This window comes from Variovorax sp. PBS-H4 (genome assembly GCF_901827205.1).
Lineage (GTDB): Bacteria > Pseudomonadota > Gammaproteobacteria > Burkholderiales > Burkholderiaceae_C > Variovorax.
On sequence record NZ_LR594675.1, the window covers coordinates 2,991,652 to 3,007,863 of the forward strand.

Sequence of the window (16,212 nt, forward strand, 5' to 3'; positions counted from 1 at the left end):
GCACCGCTGCGCCAGGCTTCGACAAGTGCGCGCGCTACTTGATTTGCTCTGCTTACGGCAGGCGCCTTAAGCTGCAATGAGCTTTTGCACCAATTCCGCCGTGGTCGCCGCGGCGTACTTGCGCATCAGCCGCGCGCGATGGATCTCGACCGTGCGATGGCTGATGCCCAGCGCCCGCCCGATCTCCTTCGACGTCAGGCCCTTCATCAACTGTGCCGCCACCTCGCGCTCGCGCGGCGTGAGCTCGGCCTTGCCCGCGCGGCGCGAGCCCAGGTCCTCGAAGGTCCAGATGCCGGCCTCGTGCGGCGCCGCGCGGTTGAGCGCCTGGCCGCTCACGTGGCACCAGAAGGTCTCGCCTGCAAAGGCGCCGTGCAGGCCGCCGACGCGCCGCATCATGCGGTTGTCGGCGTAGCGGCCACTGGCGTTGAGGATCGGCTCCATGCGCTTGCCGATGCGCTCGAATTCGGCGACGCTCGGGTAGAGCACACGGAACGACTCGCCAATCAGCACGTCGCGCGTGGCGCCGAACATCTCGCACAGCCTCGCATTGCAATCGACGATGATGCGGTGGCGCGACAGCACCATGCCCACCGGCGCCTCCTCGAAGGCGAGCCGATAGTCGATGGCGGCAAGGGCGGTGTCCGGTGTCTCCATTACGAAATACTACGTATGCGCATACGTAGTATCGTCCGGGTTGTCCATCAACCCCCATTTCCGAACGAGGAATCATGGCGAACAAGATCTATCCCTCTGCCGATGCGGCGCTCAAAGGTGTCGTCGCCGATGGCCAGACGCTCGCGGTCGGCGGCTTCGGCCTGTGCGGCATTCCCGAGGCCCTGATCGATGCTCTGCACGACTCGGGCGTCAAGAACCTGACCTGCATCTCCAACAACGCCGGCGTCGACGGCTTCGGCCTCGGCAAGCTGCTGGAGACGCGGCAGATCAAGAAAATGATCGCGAGCTACGTGGGCGAGAACAAGGAGTTCGAGCGGCAGTACCTGGCCAACGAGCTCGAGCTCGAGTTCACGCCCCAGGGCACGCTGGCCGAGAAGCTGCGCGCCGGCGGCGCGGGCATCCCGGCCTTCTTCACCAAGACCGGCGTCGGCACGCTGGTGGCTGAGGGCAAGGAACTGCGCGAGTTCGACGGCGAGACCTACGTGATGGAGCGTTCGCTGGTGTCCGACGTGGCGCTGGTCAAGGCGGACGTCGCCGACAAGTCCGGCAACCTGCGCTTTCGCCTGACGGCGCGCAACTTCAATCCGGCCGTAGCAATGGCCGGCAAGCTCTGCATTGTCGAGGTCGAGAAGATCGTCGAAATCGGCGAACTGGCGCCCGACGACATTCACCTGCCGGGCATCTACGTGCATCGCATCGTGCTCAATGCCCATCCCGAGAAGCGGATCGAGAAGCGCACCGTGAGCGCTGCGGTCGACGTGGCCGCCGCCAAGGTCGAAGCGCAGGCAGCCATCGCGCAGGCAGCCGCCGGCAGCGAGGTGCCGGCTCCCGTCAAGAACAGCAAAGGAAACTGACATGCCCTGGACCCAAGACCAGATGGCGGCACGCGCCGCCCAGGAGCTGGAAGACGGCTTCTACGTGAACCTCGGCATCGGCATCCCCACGCTGGTGGCCAACTTCGTCGGCGACAAGGAGGTCTGGCTGCAGAGCGAGAACGGCATGCTGGGCATCGGTCCCTTCCCGACCGAGGACCAGGTCGACGCCGACCTGATCAACGCCGGCAAGCAAACCGTGACCACGCTGCCGGGATCGGCGATCTTCGGCAGCCACGACAGCTTCGCGATGATCCGCGGCGGCAAGATCAACCTTTCGATCCTGGGCGCCATGCAGGTCAGCGCCAAGGGCGACCTCGCCAACTGGATGATCCCGGGCAAGATGGTCAAGGGCATGGGCGGCGCCATGGACCTGGTGGCCGGCGTGAAGCGCGTGATCGTGCTGATGGAGCATGTGGCGCGCAAGAAGGATGGCACCGAGGATCTCAAGATTCTCGAGGAGTGCACCCTTCCGCTAACGGGCGTGGGCGTGGTGGACCGCATCATCACCGACCTGGCCGTGTTGGACGTTACGCCCGAGGGCCTGAAGGTGGTCGAGCTTGCCGACGGCGTCACCTTCGAGGCGTTGCAGGCGAAGACCGGCGTCAAGCTCCTGCACTAGTCCTTGCGGGAAGGGGCACTGCCCCTCGAATGCGCGCCCTCCGAGCTCATCCATGTGCCCATCGAAAGATGGCGGCAGGCATCGCCGATGGCCTACAGCATCGGCTGCGCGCGCTCTGCACATTGCTCCCATCACATCACTTTGGAGCAAGACATGATGCATTCGACGACGCGGACTTTGGCCATCGCTGCAGTCGCAGCGGCCGGCTTGATGGTTCAGGTTGACACGGGCGCTCAGCAGCAGCAACCGCGTGCCGGCACCGGCAGTGCGGCGGCAAATGCGAAGGGAGCTACGTCCAAGCTCAGCAGCGGGGACGCGGGCATGTTGCGCGACATCGCGCAGGCCAACATGGCGGAGATCGAGATCGGGCGCGTCGCGTTGGAAAAATCCCAGAACGCAGACGTGAAGAAGTTCGCGCAGATGATGGTGGACGATCACACGAAGGGCCTGGCGGACGTAAAGGAGCTGGCAAGCGCAAAGGGTGCCGAGCTGCCGGACGGGCCGGACGCAAAGCACAAGGCCAACATGGTCGAGTTCAAGACGATCAAGGGCGATACCTTTGACAGCCAGTACATGAAGCACGCCGGCGTGGGGGACCACGAGGCGACGCTCAAGCTGCTCAAGAAGACGCAGGCGCAAGCGGCCGACGCGGACCTGAAAGCTCTGGCGACCAAGATGATGCCCGTCGTGGAAGAGCACCTGAAGCACGCGCAAGGCATGGCGAAGAAGTAGCGCATCGTTTTCACGCTGCTCGCAGTTGCTGAAGCGGCCGGTGCCTTGCCTCGCAGAGCAGGCCGGCAAGGCGTTTTCCGGGGTGGAATCGGGTAATACGCGTCGCCATCGTTGCTCGGGTACTCGCGGGTGATGCTCGTGCGGGGATGCTCCTGGCCGGTCGTCCTCGTCGGTCCGCGTGGGGACCGGGAAAGTTACCGATCGGTCGAGCAGGGCCGCATCGCGCCCCCACTGCTTGCCGGTGTAGCCCTCGAAGAACTTGCGGTAGAGCTTTTCGCCCACCCGGCTGATCACGACGTCGCGCGAACTCTTGTCGATCCCGGGCGACGCGCGCTCGGCGAGGAAGCGCTGCGCACCTGCGGCGTCAAGCTGAAGGCCGAAGAGGCCATTGACCCGCGAATCCGCCGCCGACGATCAGGAAGTCGTAGGCGCGCGCGGTTGCGCATGCAAGAGAAATTGGTTTGGAGGTCATGGCTGGGTCTGAGGGGAGGTGACTCAGCCATGAGTGGCAACCGGTGTGCCTGGCGCCCGCGGGGCACGATCGCGCCGGCAGTCCGTCGGGCGATCGTCGAGCCTCAGCGCGAGAGGGCGGCCACGATCATTGAAAGACTGAAGCTGGAGAAGGTCATGGACAGGGCGACGAGGAGGATCTGGGTCTTGCGCGAGAGCTTGTGCCAGATCTCGACAGACCGGGTGGCGGTTTGGCGTAACACGAATTGCAGGGAGGCAGAAAGGCGGGCCTTTTCGGGCCGCAGGTGATGCAGGGGCTGAAGGCCGGAGTGCAGGTTTTCCAGCGAGGTCGCAGCGGCTGAGCTCATGACAAATCTCCGATCAGTGGGGCGCCGGACAGCAATTCATCTCTTTCCGGCGCATGAACGAAGTATTTGGTTTCCACGTTTTTGGCACATCGCCCAGAGGAGCCAGTTCAGGCTGGACGGAGGGCCAAGGCGCAAGGGCCATGGTCCAGGCCGAGGTTCAAGCCGGCGATGATCCCGCAGCAGCCGGTGTGAAACCTGTCACGAGTTGCATGGGCTCGGCCCCGATATTGACCACCTGGCTGTCGATGCCCGCGGGCAGCACCAGGCTGCAGGGGGCGTGAAAGCGTTGAGCCGCCCCATCGACCACGAGCTTGCCGTGGCCGGTGAGCACCAGCACGACCCGGGCACATTCAATGGGCTGGAGGTCGACGCGTGCATCGATGTCGAGGACTTCGATCCAGAGCTCGAAAGGCGCAAAGCCCAGGCCTTGATGGGCCGCGGCAAAGCGTTGCCGCCCTTCGGCGTGAAGACGAGGCAGGCTGGAGTGGTCGATGACATGCATGATCTGATGCTGTGACTGGCGCACCGTCATCGCGGGGCGCGTTGGATGCTCTTGAGGTAGTGCCAGTGTTCCCGCTCCGGCCCTTGATGCCTAGGCCAATCAAGAGCCAATGGCGAGCCAATGGGCCCCTCCAAAGGTGCCGCCTTGGCTCCATAGCCGGCCAAGGGGACCCGGGGAACGAGGCTGCCAGGTGAGCAAGCCGCGGTTTCAGTCGGTGCCGGCGAGTAGCAAACGAGGCTTGCACGTCCCGCCAAGCGGCCGAGCCGTGGCGGGTCAGGGCTGCGGCGGCAGCAGGACCCCCCGCTGCGCTTCCACCGTCTCCCGCAGGAAGCTCCAGACCGCTTGCATCCGCGCCAGGTGCTTGCTCTCGGCTGGCATCGAGATCCAGAACGTGCGCGTGAAGTTCGCTTCGTCCGGCAGCACGGTCCGCAGCCGCGAATCGCGCCCGGCAAGGAAGGCGGGCAGCACCGCGATACCCGTGCCGGCTGCCGCTGCCTGGTGCTGTGCCAGGATGCTGGTGCTGCGCAGCGCGAACGCGTCGGGCCGGTACAGCTCGTCGAGGTATTGCAGCTCCTTGCTGAAGAGCAGGTCGTCCACGTAGCTGATGAAAGTGTGGCCGCGCAGGTCTTCGCGCGTGGCAATGCGCGGATGGGAATCCAGGTAGTCGGCCGAGGCATACAGGCGCAGCACGTAGTCGGTCAGTTTGCTCACCATGACGGGCCCACGCGCAGGGCGTTCCAGCGAGATCACGATGTCCGCCTCGCGCCGGGACAGGTGCACCAGCCGCGGCATCGCCAGCAGGTCGATCACCAGCCTGGGATGCTGCTGCGCAAATCGCGCCAGCTCCGGCGCGAGCACCACCGTGCCGAAACCTTCGGTGACGCCGATGCGCACCAGCCCCGACAAGCCCTCCTGCGCAGCCGGCGTCGCGCTCTCGATTGTGAGGAAGGCCCCTTCCATGGCCTCGACCTGCGGCTGCAGCCGCCGCCCGGCTTCCGTCAGCCTGTGGCCTCCTGCCTCGCGGGCGAAAAGGGCGGTGCCGATCTCTTTCTCGAGTGCCTGAATGCGCCGCGCCACGGTCGTGTGATCGACAGCCAGCCTGCGCGCCGCGCTGACCAGCGTGCCGCTGCGGGCCAGCTCGAGGAAGAAGCGAAGGTTGTCCCAGTCCATGCGTTGCGATTATGCAGATCGTCGGTGCACATTTGTCTATTGCCATCGCAAAAGTGCAAAGCTAGCATCGGATCATTGAAGGCTTAAACCGGAGACAAACCCATGGATGCCACCACCACGCCCGCGACGCAGGTCGCCACCGTCAAGCTGCTCATCGGCGGCAAGTTCGTCGACTCGAAGACGAGTGAATGGCGCGACGTCGTCAACCCCGCGACCCAGGAGGTGCTGGCCCGCGTGCCCTTTGCAACGCAGGCCGAGGTCGACGCCGCCGTGTCCTCGGCGCAGGACGCGTTCAAGACCTGGCGCAAGACCGCCATCGGCGCACGCGCACGCATCTTCCTCAAATACCAGCAGCTGATCCGCGAGCACATGGGCGAGCTGGCCGCCATCCTCACGGCCGAGCAGGGCAAGACCCTCCCGGACGCCGAGGGCGACGTGTTCCGCGGCCTCGAGGTGGTCGAGCATGCCGCCGGCATCGGCAACCTGCAGCTGGGCGAGATGGCCAACAACGTCGCGGGTGGCGTCGACACGTATACGCTGCTGCAGCCGCTGGGCGTGTGCGCGGGCATCACGCCTTTCAATTTCCCGGCCATGATCCCGCTGTGGATGTTCCCGATGGCCATCGTCACCGGCAATACCTTCGTGCTCAAGCCGTCGGAGCAGGACCCGATGGTGACGATGCGCCTCGCCGAGCTGGCACTGGAAGCCGGAGTTCCGCCGGGCGTGCTCAACGTCGTGCATGGCGGCGAGGCGGTGGTCAACGCGATCTGCGACCACAAGGACATCAAGGCGATCTCCTTCGTCGGGTCGACCAAGGTCGGCACCCACGTCTACAACCGCGCCACGCTGGCCGGCAAGCGCGTGCAATGCATGATGGGCGCAAAGAACCACGCCATCGTCATGCCCGATGCGCACAAGGACCAGTCGCTCAACGCCCTCGTCGGCGCGAGCTTCGGCGCGGCGGGGCAGCGCTGCATGGCAGTGTCGGTTGCGGTGCTGGTGGGGGATGCGCGCAAGTGGATTCCCGAGCTCGTCGAAAAGGCGAAGACGCTGAAGATCGGCGCCGGAACGGAGAAGGGCGTCGACGTCGGTCCGCTGGTCTCGTGCGCGGCGTACGAACGCGTTACCGGCCTGATCGAGCGCGGCGTGGCCGAGGGCGCCAAGCTCGAACTCGACGGCCGCAAGCCCGCGGTGCCTGGCTACGAGAAGGGCAATTTCGTGGGCCCGACCATCTTCTCCGGCGTGAAGCCGGGCATGACGATCTACGACCAGGAGGTCTTCGGCCCCGTGCTGTGCGTGGCGGGTGCCGAGAGCATCGACGAAGCGATCGAGATGATCAACGCCAACCCCAACGGCAACGGCACCGCGATCTTCACGCAATCGGGCGCAGCGGCGCGGCGCTTCCAGGAAGACATCGATGTAGGCCAGGTGGGCATCAACGTGCCGATCCCGGTGCCGGTGCCGATGTTCTCCTTCACCGGCTCGCGCGCGTCGAAGCTCGGCGACCTCGGGCCCTACGGCAAGCAGGTGGTGCTGTTCTACACGCAGACCAAGACCGTCACGGCGCGCTGGTTCGACGATGCCACGGCGCATGGCCTCAACACCACCATCAGCCTGAAGTAATCTAGGCTGCATGGACTTCGAACTTTCCGAGGAACAGCGCGCTTTCGCCAACACGGCGCGTGAGTTCGCGCTGGCCGAGTTCGCCCCGCATGCCGCGCAGTGGGATGCGGAAGCCATCTTCCCGAAAGAGGCCATCGCGAAGGCAGGCGAGCTGGGCTTCTGTGGCTTGTATGCCCCGGAGCGCATCGGGGGACTGGCCCTGCCGCGCCTCGATGCGACGCTGGTGTTCGACGAAATGGCCGCGGTCGATCCGTCGACCACCGCCTTCATCACCATCCACAACATGGCCACGTGGATGCTCGGCACCTGGGGCACCCCGGCCGTGTGCGAGCGCTGGGGCGCCGACCTGACCAGCGGGCGCAAGCTGGCGTCCTACTGCCTGACAGAGCCCGGCGCTGGCTCGGATGCCGGCGCGCTCAAGACCCGCGCCGAGCTGCAGGGCGGCGAGTACGTGCTGAACGGCAACAAGGCTTTCATCTCGGGCGCAGGGGCCACCGACGTGCTGGTGCTCATGGCCCGCACCGGCGGCGGCGGCGCTGGCGGCATTTCCGCACTGGCGGTGCCGGCCGATGCGCCCGGCATCAGCTACGGCAAGAAGGAACACAAGATGGGCTGGAACAGCCAGCCCACCCGCACCATCAGCTTCGACAACGTGCGCATCCCTGCGGAAAACCTGCTGGGCAGCGAAGGCGAAGGTTTCCGTATCGCCATGAAGGGACTGGATGGCGGCCGCATCAACATCGCGACCTGCTCGGTCGGGGCAGCGCAGGGTGCCCTCGACGCCGCGCGGCGCTACCTGCACGAGCGCCAGCAGTTCGGCAAGCCGCTCGCCAGCTTCCAGGCCCTGCAGTTCAAGCTGGCCGACATGGCAACCGAGCTGGTGGCCGCGCGCCAGATGGTGCGCCTGGCGGCGAGCAAGCTCGACGCGGGGCACGCCGATGCCAGCACCTATTGCGCCATGGCCAAGCGTTTCGCCACCGACGCCGGCTTCAACGTCTGCAACGAGGCGCTGCAGCTGCACGGCGGCTACGGATACCTGAGCGAATTCCCGCTGGAGCGGCTGGTGCGCGATGCCCGCGTCCACCAGATCCTCGAAGGCACCAACGAAATCATGCGGGTCATCATCTCGCGCAAGTTGCTGGAGGGGGATGGCGACATCCGCTGAACCCTGCAATCCCAAATCGGACAACCGCCTTTCGCGAAACCCATGACAGACCCAGTAGTTCTCTTCGACGACATCAACACCGCAGGCGGCCAGCGTTTCGGCGTCGCAACGCTCAACGCGCCGGCGTCGCTCAACTCGCTGTCCGTGGCAATGGTGCGCCTGCTCACGCCGAAGTTGCGTGAATGGGCACAAGACCCTTCCGTGGCCGGCGTGCTGCTGCAGGCTACGGGCGAGAAAGCCTTCTGCGCCGGTGGCGACCTGAGGCAGCTCTACCAAACGCTCCTGGTGTGCGGCTCCGCACGCAACACCTATGCGGAGGACTTTTTTCGCGAGGAGTACGTACTCGATCACCTGATCCACACATTCCCCAAGCCCCTGCTGTGCTGGGGGCACGGCATCGTGATGGGCGGCGGCGTCGGCTTGATGTCGGGCGCCTCGCATCGGGTCGTGACGCCGCAGAGCCGCATCGCGATGCCCGAGATCAACATCGGTCTGTACCCCGACGTCGGCGGCAGCTGGTTCCTGCGGCGCATGCCGGGACGCGTCGGCCTGTTCCTGGCATTGACCGCGGCGCCGCTCAATGCGGCCGATGCGATCTTCTGCGGACTGGCGGACCTGGTCGTGCCGCAGGAGCGCAAGGCGCAGCTTTTGGAAGCCATCGCGGCGGCGAGCTGGCGCGTCGAGCCCGAGGCGGATCGGGCCACGCTCTCGCGCCTGCTCGCCCAGGCCGGGGAGGGCGCGGAACACTCGCCGTCGAAACTGCGCGAACATTTCGACGCCATCAACGAACTGATGGCGGGCGACGACCTGCTGGACATCGCAAAGCGGCTGCGCACGGTGGAGTCAGAGGATCCGTGGCTGCAGAGCGCGGCCCAGACCTTCACCAAGGGCTCGCCGAGCTCGGCCGCCGTGTCCTTCGCGCTGTGGCAGCGGGTGACCCGCATGTCGCTGGCCGAGGTGTTCCGCCTCGAGTACTGGGCCTCGCTGGGCTTTTGCGCGCACAAGGATTTCGCCGAGGGCATCCGGGCCCTGCTGATCGAGAAGGACCGCAACCCGAAGTGGAGCCCGGCCACGCTCGAGGAGATCACGCCGGACTTCATCGAGGACCACTTGAGGCCACGCGGCGAAATGCCACCTGCGCTCGCGGCGCTCACCTAGCGCAGACCCGCCCTCTGCGTCCGGTATTCGCATTCACAGGAGACAACAAATGAAAATCGCATTCATCGGCCTGGGCAACATGGGTGCTCCCATGGCCCACAACCTGCACAAGGCCGGCCACGTGCTGAGCGCTTTCGACCTTTCGCCCGATGCCTGCAGGAAGCTCGCTGCAGAGGGCGTACCCATCGCGCCCTCGGCCGCCGACTCGCTGGCAGGTGCCGAGGTGGTGATCAGCATGCTGCCCGCGAGCCAGCACGTCGAGTCGCTCTACTTCGGCAGCGAGGGCCAGCCCGGTCTGCTCGAGCGCGTTGCACCCGGCACGCTGGTGATCGACAGCAGCACCATTGCCGCGGCGACGTCCCGCAAGCTGGCGCAGGCCGGAGCCAAGCGGGGCATCGCGGTGCTCGACGCGCCGGTCTCTGGCGGCACCGGCGGCGCGATTGCGGGAACGCTGACCTTCATGGTGGGCGGCGCCGCGTCCGACCTCGAGCGTGCGCGGCCGGTGCTGGAGAAGATGGGCGCCAACATCTTCCATGCCGGCGAGCCCGGCGCGGGCCAGACCGCGAAGATCTGCAACAACATGCTGCTCGGGGTGCTGATGATCGGCACCTCGGAAGCCATTGCGCTGGGCGTTGCCAATGGCCTGGATCCCAAGGTGCTCTCGGAGATCATGCGCCGCAGTTCGGGCGGCAACTGGGCGCTCGAAAAGTACAACCCGCTGCCGGGGGTGATGGAAAACTCGCCGGCGTCCAAGGGCTACGCGGGTGGCTTCGGCACCGACCTGATGCTCAAGGACCTCGGCCTGGCGCAGGAGAACGCGGCGGCCGTTCGTGCCGCCACGCCGCTGGGCGGACTGGCGCGCAGCCTGTACGCGGCTCACAGCCTCGCCGGCCACGGGATGCTGGATTTCTCCAGCGTGATCAAGCTGGTTCAAAAGCCCGGCTGAAGCCCGGCGATCGACGCGGCCCGCTTGCGGCCTCAGTGTTTGCTTTTCGGTTTGCGGGCCGTCTTCTCGGCCTTTTCGAAGCTTTCCTCGCTCGGCGCGCCAGGCGAGCCTGGCTTGCGCATGTGCTCGCCGCTGCCGTGCTTGATCCGCTCCTGCTTGGCGTGGATGTTGGCGTACAGCCCCTTTCGCTTTGCCGGCATGTCGAAGCTCCTTAAATTACCTCGTGCCAAGTTAGGCTGCCCGTGGCAGCGCCTTGCACGCACCGGTCTCGTCGCTGCGTAGGACGATCCCCTCGAGCCGCGATGCGGGAACGCAACGCGCCCGGGCGCCAACAATTGCACGCCCGCCCGCTGTTACCTGCACGCCGCATCCTTCGGACGGCTGCGCGTGCGTGCGAGTGCCTACGATTTGGCCTTGCGCTCGCGCCCGCCGTCCCATGAAGCACTTCCATCGACTCCTCCGCTCCAAGCCTCGCCTGAGCCTCGCGCTCGTCCTCGCCTTCGCCGCACTCGCTGTCGCAGCGGTGTTCCTGCTGCTTCGAGCACCGGCCGTTCATCCATTGGATCGGCCTGCCCAGGCGATGCGCAGCACGCCGGAAGCCTGGACGGCCGTCGAGAAAGACGGTTCCGACCTGCTGCGCGACCTGCGTGCCGGGCACGTCGGCGCGCTGGGTCTGGCGCCGAACGCGCTTCTTGTCTCCACCACCCGGGGCGAGCGCTACTTCGTGGTCGACGCCCGCGGCTCCTTTGCAGCACTGGCCATCTCGCAGGCCCAGCAAGCCGACGCACGCCCTTTCCAGCTTGTCGTGCTGCCGGACAGCACGGTAGGTGCGCCTGCCGCGGACAGCCGTGCGCTCACGACGGCGCGCGACCTGGCGGCCATCTTCCTGCCGCTCTTCCTGCTCGCGCTCGTGGTCTACACCATGCGTGACTCGATCGGCGGCGGCGCAAAGCTGGTCGAGAAGCCCGCCGGCGTCGGCTTCGACGATGTGATCGGTGCCGGCGAGGCCAAGCATGCGCTGCAGGACATCGTCGACTACCTGAAGGACCCAAGCCGCTATCGCGCCATCGGGGCGCGCGCGCCGTGCGGCGTGCTCATGCTCGGCGGGCCCGGCGTCGGCAAGACGTTGCTCGCGAAAGCGCTCGCGGGCGAGTGCGGCGCGAACTTCATCGCGACCAACGGCAGCGAGTTCACGTCGAAGTTCTACGGCGTAGGCGTGCAAAAGGTCAAGAAACTCTTCGAAACCGCTCGCAAGAACGCGCCGTGCATCCTGTTCATCGACGAGCTGGACGGCATTTCCAAGCGCACTTCGTCCGGCGCCGGGCCCGCCGAATCGGAAAGCAACCGCATCATCAACCAGCTGCTCGTCGAGATGGACGGGTTCGAAGCGAATGAGGGCGTGATCGTGGTCGGCGCGACGAACCTGGAGGAGCATCTCGACGAGGCGCTGCTGCGCGAAGGCCGCTTCGACCGCCGTGTCCACGTCAAGCTGCCGGACGTGCGCGACCGCTGCGCGATCTTCCGCCTCTATACCGGCAAGCTGCGCACCGAAGGCTCCATCGATCACGAGCAGCTCGCCCGGCTGACCACCGGCCTGTCGCCGGCCACCATCGCGCACATCGTCAATCATGCGGCGCTCGTGGCCGCGCGCGGCGGCAGCCGGGCCGTCGCGATGACCCACTTGATGGAAGCCATCGAGACGACACGCATCGGGGAGCTCAACGGCGCGCAGCGCGCACTGGGCGAGCGCGAGCGCCGCTACATCGCCGTACACGAAGCCGGGCATGCGCTGGTCTCGGCGGTGCTGGGCTACGGCAAGGTCGAGAAGGTCACCATCCTGCCCCGCGGCGGCGCGCTGGGGGTCACGCTCGTCACGCAGGAGGAAGACCAGACGCTGGTGCTCAAGAGCGACATGGAAAAACACATCCAGATGCTGCTCGGCGGGCGCAATGCCGAGCTGGCGGTGTTCGACGAGGCGTCGAGCGGGGCCAGCCAGGACCTCCAGCAGGCCTCCAGGCTTGCGCTCGACATGGTCGGGCGCTACGGGTTCGGCCAGGATGGCGCGCTCTTCAGCATCGGCGCGCTGCCGGCACAGCATGCCTCCCGGCAGATCTCGGCAGCTGTGCGCCAGGCCAACCAGCTGCTCGAAACCCTGAACCTCCAGTGCCAGCATGTTCTGCGCGCTCACCGCCGGGCGCTTGACGCGCTGACCGAGGAGCTGCTGGCGCAAGAGACGGTACCCGGCGCTCGGGTGCTGGAACTTGTCGGCGCGCGCGGGCCGACTCCGTCGGCCAGCATCATGCCGGCGCCGCACAAGGCACCGCCGTGGAAGCTGACGATGGAGCTGCAACCCGCCTGCAGCGCAGGTTGTCCGACCAGCAATTCCGCAAACCCGGCCGGCAACGTCTTTCCCTGAAAGAGGCGCAGTAGTTCCTCGGGCTGCCGCGAACTGGACAGCTGTCAAAAAACCTCGGGAAGGACATCGCCAGTCAGGTTGGCGCAAAGCACCGCGTGCTATCCTTTTTCGAAGCTGGCTACCTGTTCCAACCATCCTCGGCCATGGCTTCACAACGCGAAAAGCAGGCGGATCGTGTGCCGCGTACACGCGTGGACAAGTTCGCCGAGCGGCGCGCCGAACTTGGCGAGGCCGCGCTGCAGACGCTTGCCACCTTGGGCTACGCCCGCACCAGCCTCCGTGAGATCGCGCAGAACTCGGAGTTCTCGCACGGCGTGCTGCACTACTACTTCAGCGACAAGGTCGACCTGATCGTCTGCAGCGTGCGCCAGTACAAGGCGCGCTGCGTCACGCGCTACGACCGCGTGACGGCGGACGCCGCCAGCTACGACGAGATGATGGAAGGATTCCTGCGTGCCTTGGGCGATACGCTGCGCGGCGAGGCCCACATGCATCGCCTGTGGTACGACCTGCGAGCCCAGGCCTTGTTCATGGAGGCCTTCCGCGCCGACGTGGCTGCCATCGACAAGAGCCTGGAAAACATGGTCATGCGCGTCATGAGACGCTTCTCGGAGTTGGCGGGGGTGCCGCTGGCGTTGTCTCCCGCCGTGCTTTACGCCTTGTTCGATGGGCTCTTCCAGCATTACCTGCTGCGCCACTTGTCGGGCGCCGAGGATGCCGTCGAAGCCTTGCAGGCGGATGCGCGCAGCGCCGTCGACGCGCTGTTCGGCGTGACCGAGCACGTCGGCTAGAGCACGCAGGCAGGCTTCGGCCTAGTAGCCCAGTTGCAGCGGGTTGCGGCGCGCCACGTCGCGCCGTGTCTGATCGCGGACGGCGTCGCAGTGCGGGTGCTTGTAGTACTGCGCCTTGGCGCACTGCGCGGCTTCGCAGCGCGCCGCTGCGATGAAGTTGAGATGCGCGCAAGCGGGTCGCGGGTCGGCCGCGCTCGAGCGCGCGACCACCTTGCGCGACTCTTCCGAACGCACGGCCTGCGCATCGTTGCCGCGGCGCGGCGGCGGCGCCACTTGCACCAGTTCGCCCTGGACGGGCCCAGGCGCGACCAGACTCTCGGTGGGGCCCAGCGCCTCCGCAGGGCGCACCGGTTCGGAGACCGGGAGCCTCTCGTGGTCGGCGGGCGCGAGGGGGATTGCGCCGGCGTTCAGCTGCGTCGGCGCTGGCGCCGCGGCGGCCACCGCCGCCGGGGGGGCAGGGGAGTGATTCAACGGGACCTTGCGGGTCACATAGGCATACCAGCTGACGAAGACCGTGGTGATCACCACCGACAGCACGGCGAAGCGGATCCAGAAAGCGCGTGTCTCGATCGGCAGCATGCCTGGCGTTTCCGTCGCCAGCGGCGGCGTCGCGTGCGGCACCCGCAGCGCTTTCATGGTCTGGAGCGCGGACGGGCCGGTGGCGGCGTAGGAGGGCAGTTTTGCCGCGCAGCCCTTGCAGAATTTGGCGCTCTCGCGGTTCCCGGTCCCGCATTGGTCGCAGACCACAGGCATGTCAGATCTCCCGGCCGAGGCCCCGGGCGGCGAGCAGGGCCTTGAGCCGCCGCACTTCGTGCTCGAGGTCGAGGATCAACGCCGCCGCGTCGAGGCCGACTCCGAAATCGCGCTCCAGCCGGCGCGCATCGAGCGCGCGTTGCAGGTCGGCACTGTGGAAGCACCAGTCGTCCGGGCCTTCTGCAGGGCCGCGCACCTCGATGATGCCGATCTCGACCAGCTGAATGACCCAGGTGATCTCTGCGCCGCAGGCATGGGCGAGTTCGCCGGCGCGCAGCGGATGGGCGTTGCCCAGGGGGAGGGTGTCGAAGGATGGACCGGGCATGGCGTCAGACTCCCAGATGGCGCCGCGGATCGAAAGGGGCGGCCTGTGCCAACTGTTCGTAGGCTTTGCGCGCGACCTCGGTCTGGGCCGGCGGGAGCGCGATCTCCAGCAGCAGGTAAAGGTCGCCCGCCTGCTGGCCCGCCAGGCCGCGCCCCTTGAGCCGCAGCTTGAGGCCGTTTCGCGCGTTGGGCGGCACGGTCACCTCGACCACGCCGCCGCCGGGTGTGGGCACCTTCACCTGTGCGCCGAGCGCGGCCTCGGTGGGCGTGACCGGCAGTGTCATGTAGAGGTCGCGGCCCTCGACGCGGTAGAGCTTGTGCGGCGCGAGACGCACCTCGAGGTACAGGTCGCCCGCGGGCTCGCCGCCATGACCGGGCATGCCCTGGCCCGCCAGCCGGATGTACTGGCCGGGATGCACGCCCGGCGGGATCTTCACGGCGAGCGTGCGGGTCTTCCATTGAGGCTGGCCCTGGTCGTCGAGCTCCTGCGAGCGCAGGGTGATTTCGCGCTCGGCGCCTTTCAGGGCATCCTCCAGCGCGATCTCGATGGCCGCATGGTGGTCCTCGCCGCGGGCCCTGTATTGGCGGCGCTGCGCGCTGCGGCGCTCGGCGGCGCCGAAAAGAGAGGAGAAGAACTCGCTGAACTCGGCATGGTCCGCGGGTCCCTGGCCCGGGCCGCGGTGGAACTCGAAGCCCTCGTCCCAGCCCGGTGGCGGCTGAAAGCCCTCGCCCGGCCGGGCGCCGGCCGAGCGGCCGCTGGCGACCTGATCGGCCAGCGCGTCGTAGGCTGCGCGCTTTTCCTTGTCGCGCAGGACATCGTTGGCCTCGTTGATCTCGCGCATGCGCCGGTCGGCGTCAGGCTCCTTGCTGACGTCCGGGTGGTACTTGCGCGCGAGCTTGCGGTAAGCCTTGCGGATGTCCTCTTCCGTCGCGTTGCGCTCGACGCCGAGCGCTTGGTAATAGTCCTTGAAGTCCATGGCGATGATGGGCGGCTCGATGCCGTTCAGGCCAACGCGGCCCCACCATCCGAATGGTGCAGGAGCGGCCTCACCGCCCATGTAGGACCGCTTCGCCCGAAGTACAAGGGTTGCGCGTTGCCAAGCACGTTCGGGTCCGCCGCAATGCCAAGTGCCGCAACCAGGACGTGGAGCGAGCCGCCGTGGGCCACGATCAGCACCGGCGCGGGATGCGCCAGTGCCGCCTCCAGCGCGGCGCGCTTGCGCGTGACGAACTGGGGCAGGGTTTCGCCGCCCTCGGGTTCGCAGCTCCAGTCCAGTTCGGCGGAGGAGGTCCCGATCAGGGCGCCGAAGTCGCGTTCTCGCAGGCTGTCGAAGTGCTGCGGTACCTTGCCCAGACCGGCGGCGACCGTGCGGGCGGTATCGGAAGCGCGACGGGCATCGCTGCAGACCACGCTGCGGATCGGCTCGCCGGCCAGCCGTTCGGCGGCGCGCGCTGCCTGTGTCAGCCCGAGGGTGCTGAGCGGCGTGTCCACCGCTTGGAAGATCCGTTGCGCATTCCCCTCGGTCTGCCCGTGGCGCAGGAAATAGAAGTGGTCGCAGGCCGGCGCCAGCGGCTGGGCTTTGGCGAGTTCGATGAGTCGGGCAAGTCCGTTGTTCATGCAAGTCCTCAGGTGGTGGGGCCCTGG

Annotated in this window: 18 protein-coding genes; 9 read left to right on the top strand and 9 right to left on the bottom strand. The window is 66.9% G+C overall.

Annotated features, from left to right (window positions below; translation table 11 throughout):
* Positions 1-66: 66 nt before the first annotated feature.
* Positions 67-654: a LuxR C-terminal-related transcriptional regulator gene (locus E5CHR_RS14045; protein WP_162580411.1), complete on the bottom strand. Its 588-nt coding sequence runs from the start codon at positions 652-654 to the stop codon at positions 67-69.
* A gap of 74 nt (positions 655-728) precedes the next feature.
* On the opposite strand from E5CHR_RS14045, the gene E5CHR_RS14050 reads away from it, so the two are divergent.
* From E5CHR_RS14050 to E5CHR_RS14060, 3 genes are all read left to right on the top strand, one after another.
* A complete protein-coding gene (locus tag E5CHR_RS14050) occupies positions 729-1,529 on the top strand; it encodes a CoA transferase subunit A (RefSeq protein WP_162580412.1) in 801 nt (266 codons plus the stop codon).
* A gap of 1 nt (position 1,530) precedes the next feature.
* Positions 1,531-2,169 (top strand): 3-oxoacid CoA-transferase subunit B, encoded by a 639-nt coding sequence (locus E5CHR_RS14055; protein ID WP_162580413.1) that lies wholly within the window; start codon positions 1,531-1,533, stop codon positions 2,167-2,169.
* A gap of 153 nt (positions 2,170-2,322) precedes the next feature.
* Positions 2,323-2,901 carry a DUF4142 domain-containing protein gene (locus E5CHR_RS14060; RefSeq protein ID WP_232062057.1) on the top strand — a complete coding sequence of 193 codons (579 nt, stop codon included), beginning with the start codon at positions 2,323-2,325 and terminating at the stop codon, positions 2,899-2,901.
* 575 nt (positions 2,902-3,476) lie between these two features.
* Here E5CHR_RS14060 and E5CHR_RS14065 read toward each other — a convergent pair.
* From E5CHR_RS14065 to E5CHR_RS14075, 3 genes are all read right to left on the bottom strand, one after another.
* Positions 3,477-3,719: a hypothetical protein gene (locus E5CHR_RS14065; protein WP_162580414.1), complete on the bottom strand. Its 243-nt coding sequence runs from the start codon at positions 3,717-3,719 to the stop codon at positions 3,477-3,479.
* 157 nt (positions 3,720-3,876) lie between these two features.
* Complete coding sequence (locus tag E5CHR_RS14070; protein WP_162580415.1) at positions 3,877-4,221, bottom strand: cupin domain-containing protein; 345 nt, start codon at positions 4,219-4,221, stop codon at positions 3,877-3,879.
* Between the two features lie 273 nt (positions 4,222-4,494).
* Complete coding sequence (locus E5CHR_RS14075) at positions 4,495-5,391, bottom strand: LysR family transcriptional regulator (RefSeq protein ID WP_162580416.1); 897 nt, start codon at positions 5,389-5,391, stop codon at positions 4,495-4,497.
* A 102-nt stretch (positions 5,392-5,493) separates the two neighbouring features.
* Between E5CHR_RS14075 and E5CHR_RS14080 the strand changes: the two genes are divergently transcribed.
* The 4 genes from E5CHR_RS14080 to mmsB are packed head-to-tail and all read left to right on the top strand — an operon-like array spanning position 5,494 to position 10,283.
* Positions 5,494-7,014 (top strand): CoA-acylating methylmalonate-semialdehyde dehydrogenase, encoded by a 1,521-nt coding sequence (locus E5CHR_RS14080; protein WP_162580417.1) that lies wholly within the window; start codon positions 5,494-5,496, stop codon positions 7,012-7,014.
* Positions 7,015-7,024: 10 nt separating this feature from the next.
* A complete protein-coding gene (locus tag E5CHR_RS14085; RefSeq protein WP_162580418.1) occupies positions 7,025-8,179 on the top strand; it encodes an acyl-CoA dehydrogenase family protein in 1,155 nt (384 codons plus the stop codon).
* A 42-nt stretch (positions 8,180-8,221) separates the two neighbouring features.
* Positions 8,222-9,337, top strand: a complete 1,116-nt coding sequence (locus E5CHR_RS14090) for an enoyl-CoA hydratase/isomerase family protein (RefSeq protein ID WP_162580419.1) — start codon at positions 8,222-8,224, stop codon at positions 9,335-9,337.
* Between the two features lie 49 nt (positions 9,338-9,386).
* Positions 9,387-10,283, top strand: a complete 897-nt coding sequence (gene mmsB / locus E5CHR_RS14095) for a 3-hydroxyisobutyrate dehydrogenase (RefSeq protein ID WP_162580420.1) — start codon at positions 9,387-9,389, stop codon at positions 10,281-10,283.
* A 32-nt stretch (positions 10,284-10,315) separates the two neighbouring features.
* Here the strand turns inward: mmsB and E5CHR_RS14100 are convergent, their stop codons facing one another.
* Complete coding sequence (locus tag E5CHR_RS14100; protein WP_174255719.1) at positions 10,316-10,483, bottom strand: hypothetical protein; 168 nt, start codon at positions 10,481-10,483, stop codon at positions 10,316-10,318.
* Positions 10,484-10,719: 236 nt separating this feature from the next.
* Between E5CHR_RS14100 and E5CHR_RS14105 the strand changes: the two genes are divergently transcribed.
* A complete protein-coding gene (locus E5CHR_RS14105) occupies positions 10,720-12,699 on the top strand; it encodes an ATP-dependent metallopeptidase FtsH/Yme1/Tma family protein (protein WP_162580421.1) in 1,980 nt (659 codons plus the stop codon).
* Positions 12,700-12,842: 143 nt separating this feature from the next.
* The gene (locus tag E5CHR_RS14110; RefSeq protein WP_162580422.1) at positions 12,843-13,490 is read left to right on the top strand and encodes a TetR/AcrR family transcriptional regulator; all 648 of its coding nucleotides are present in this window, start codon (positions 12,843-12,845) and stop codon (positions 13,488-13,490) included.
* Positions 13,491-13,511: 21 nt separating this feature from the next.
* Here E5CHR_RS14110 and E5CHR_RS14115 read toward each other — a convergent pair whose 3' ends face one another.
* The 4 genes from E5CHR_RS14115 to E5CHR_RS14130 are packed head-to-tail and all read right to left on the bottom strand — an operon-like array spanning position 13,512 to position 16,185.
* Positions 13,512-14,243, bottom strand: a complete 732-nt coding sequence (locus tag E5CHR_RS14115; protein WP_162580423.1) for a hypothetical protein — start codon at positions 14,241-14,243, stop codon at positions 13,512-13,514.
* Between the two features lies 1 nt (position 14,244).
* Entirely contained in the window at positions 14,245-14,568 is a 324-nt protein-coding gene (locus E5CHR_RS14120) for a chaperone modulator CbpM (protein WP_162580424.1), read from the bottom strand.
* Positions 14,569-14,572: 4 nt separating this feature from the next.
* Positions 14,573-15,544: a DnaJ C-terminal domain-containing protein gene (locus E5CHR_RS14125; protein ID WP_162583718.1), complete on the bottom strand. Its 972-nt coding sequence runs from the start codon at positions 15,542-15,544 to the stop codon at positions 14,573-14,575.
* Positions 15,545-15,570: 26 nt separating this feature from the next.
* Positions 15,571-16,185 (bottom strand): histidine phosphatase family protein, encoded by a 615-nt coding sequence (locus E5CHR_RS14130; protein ID WP_162580425.1) that lies wholly within the window; start codon positions 16,183-16,185, stop codon positions 15,571-15,573.
* Between the last annotated feature and the right edge of the window lie 27 nt (positions 16,186-16,212).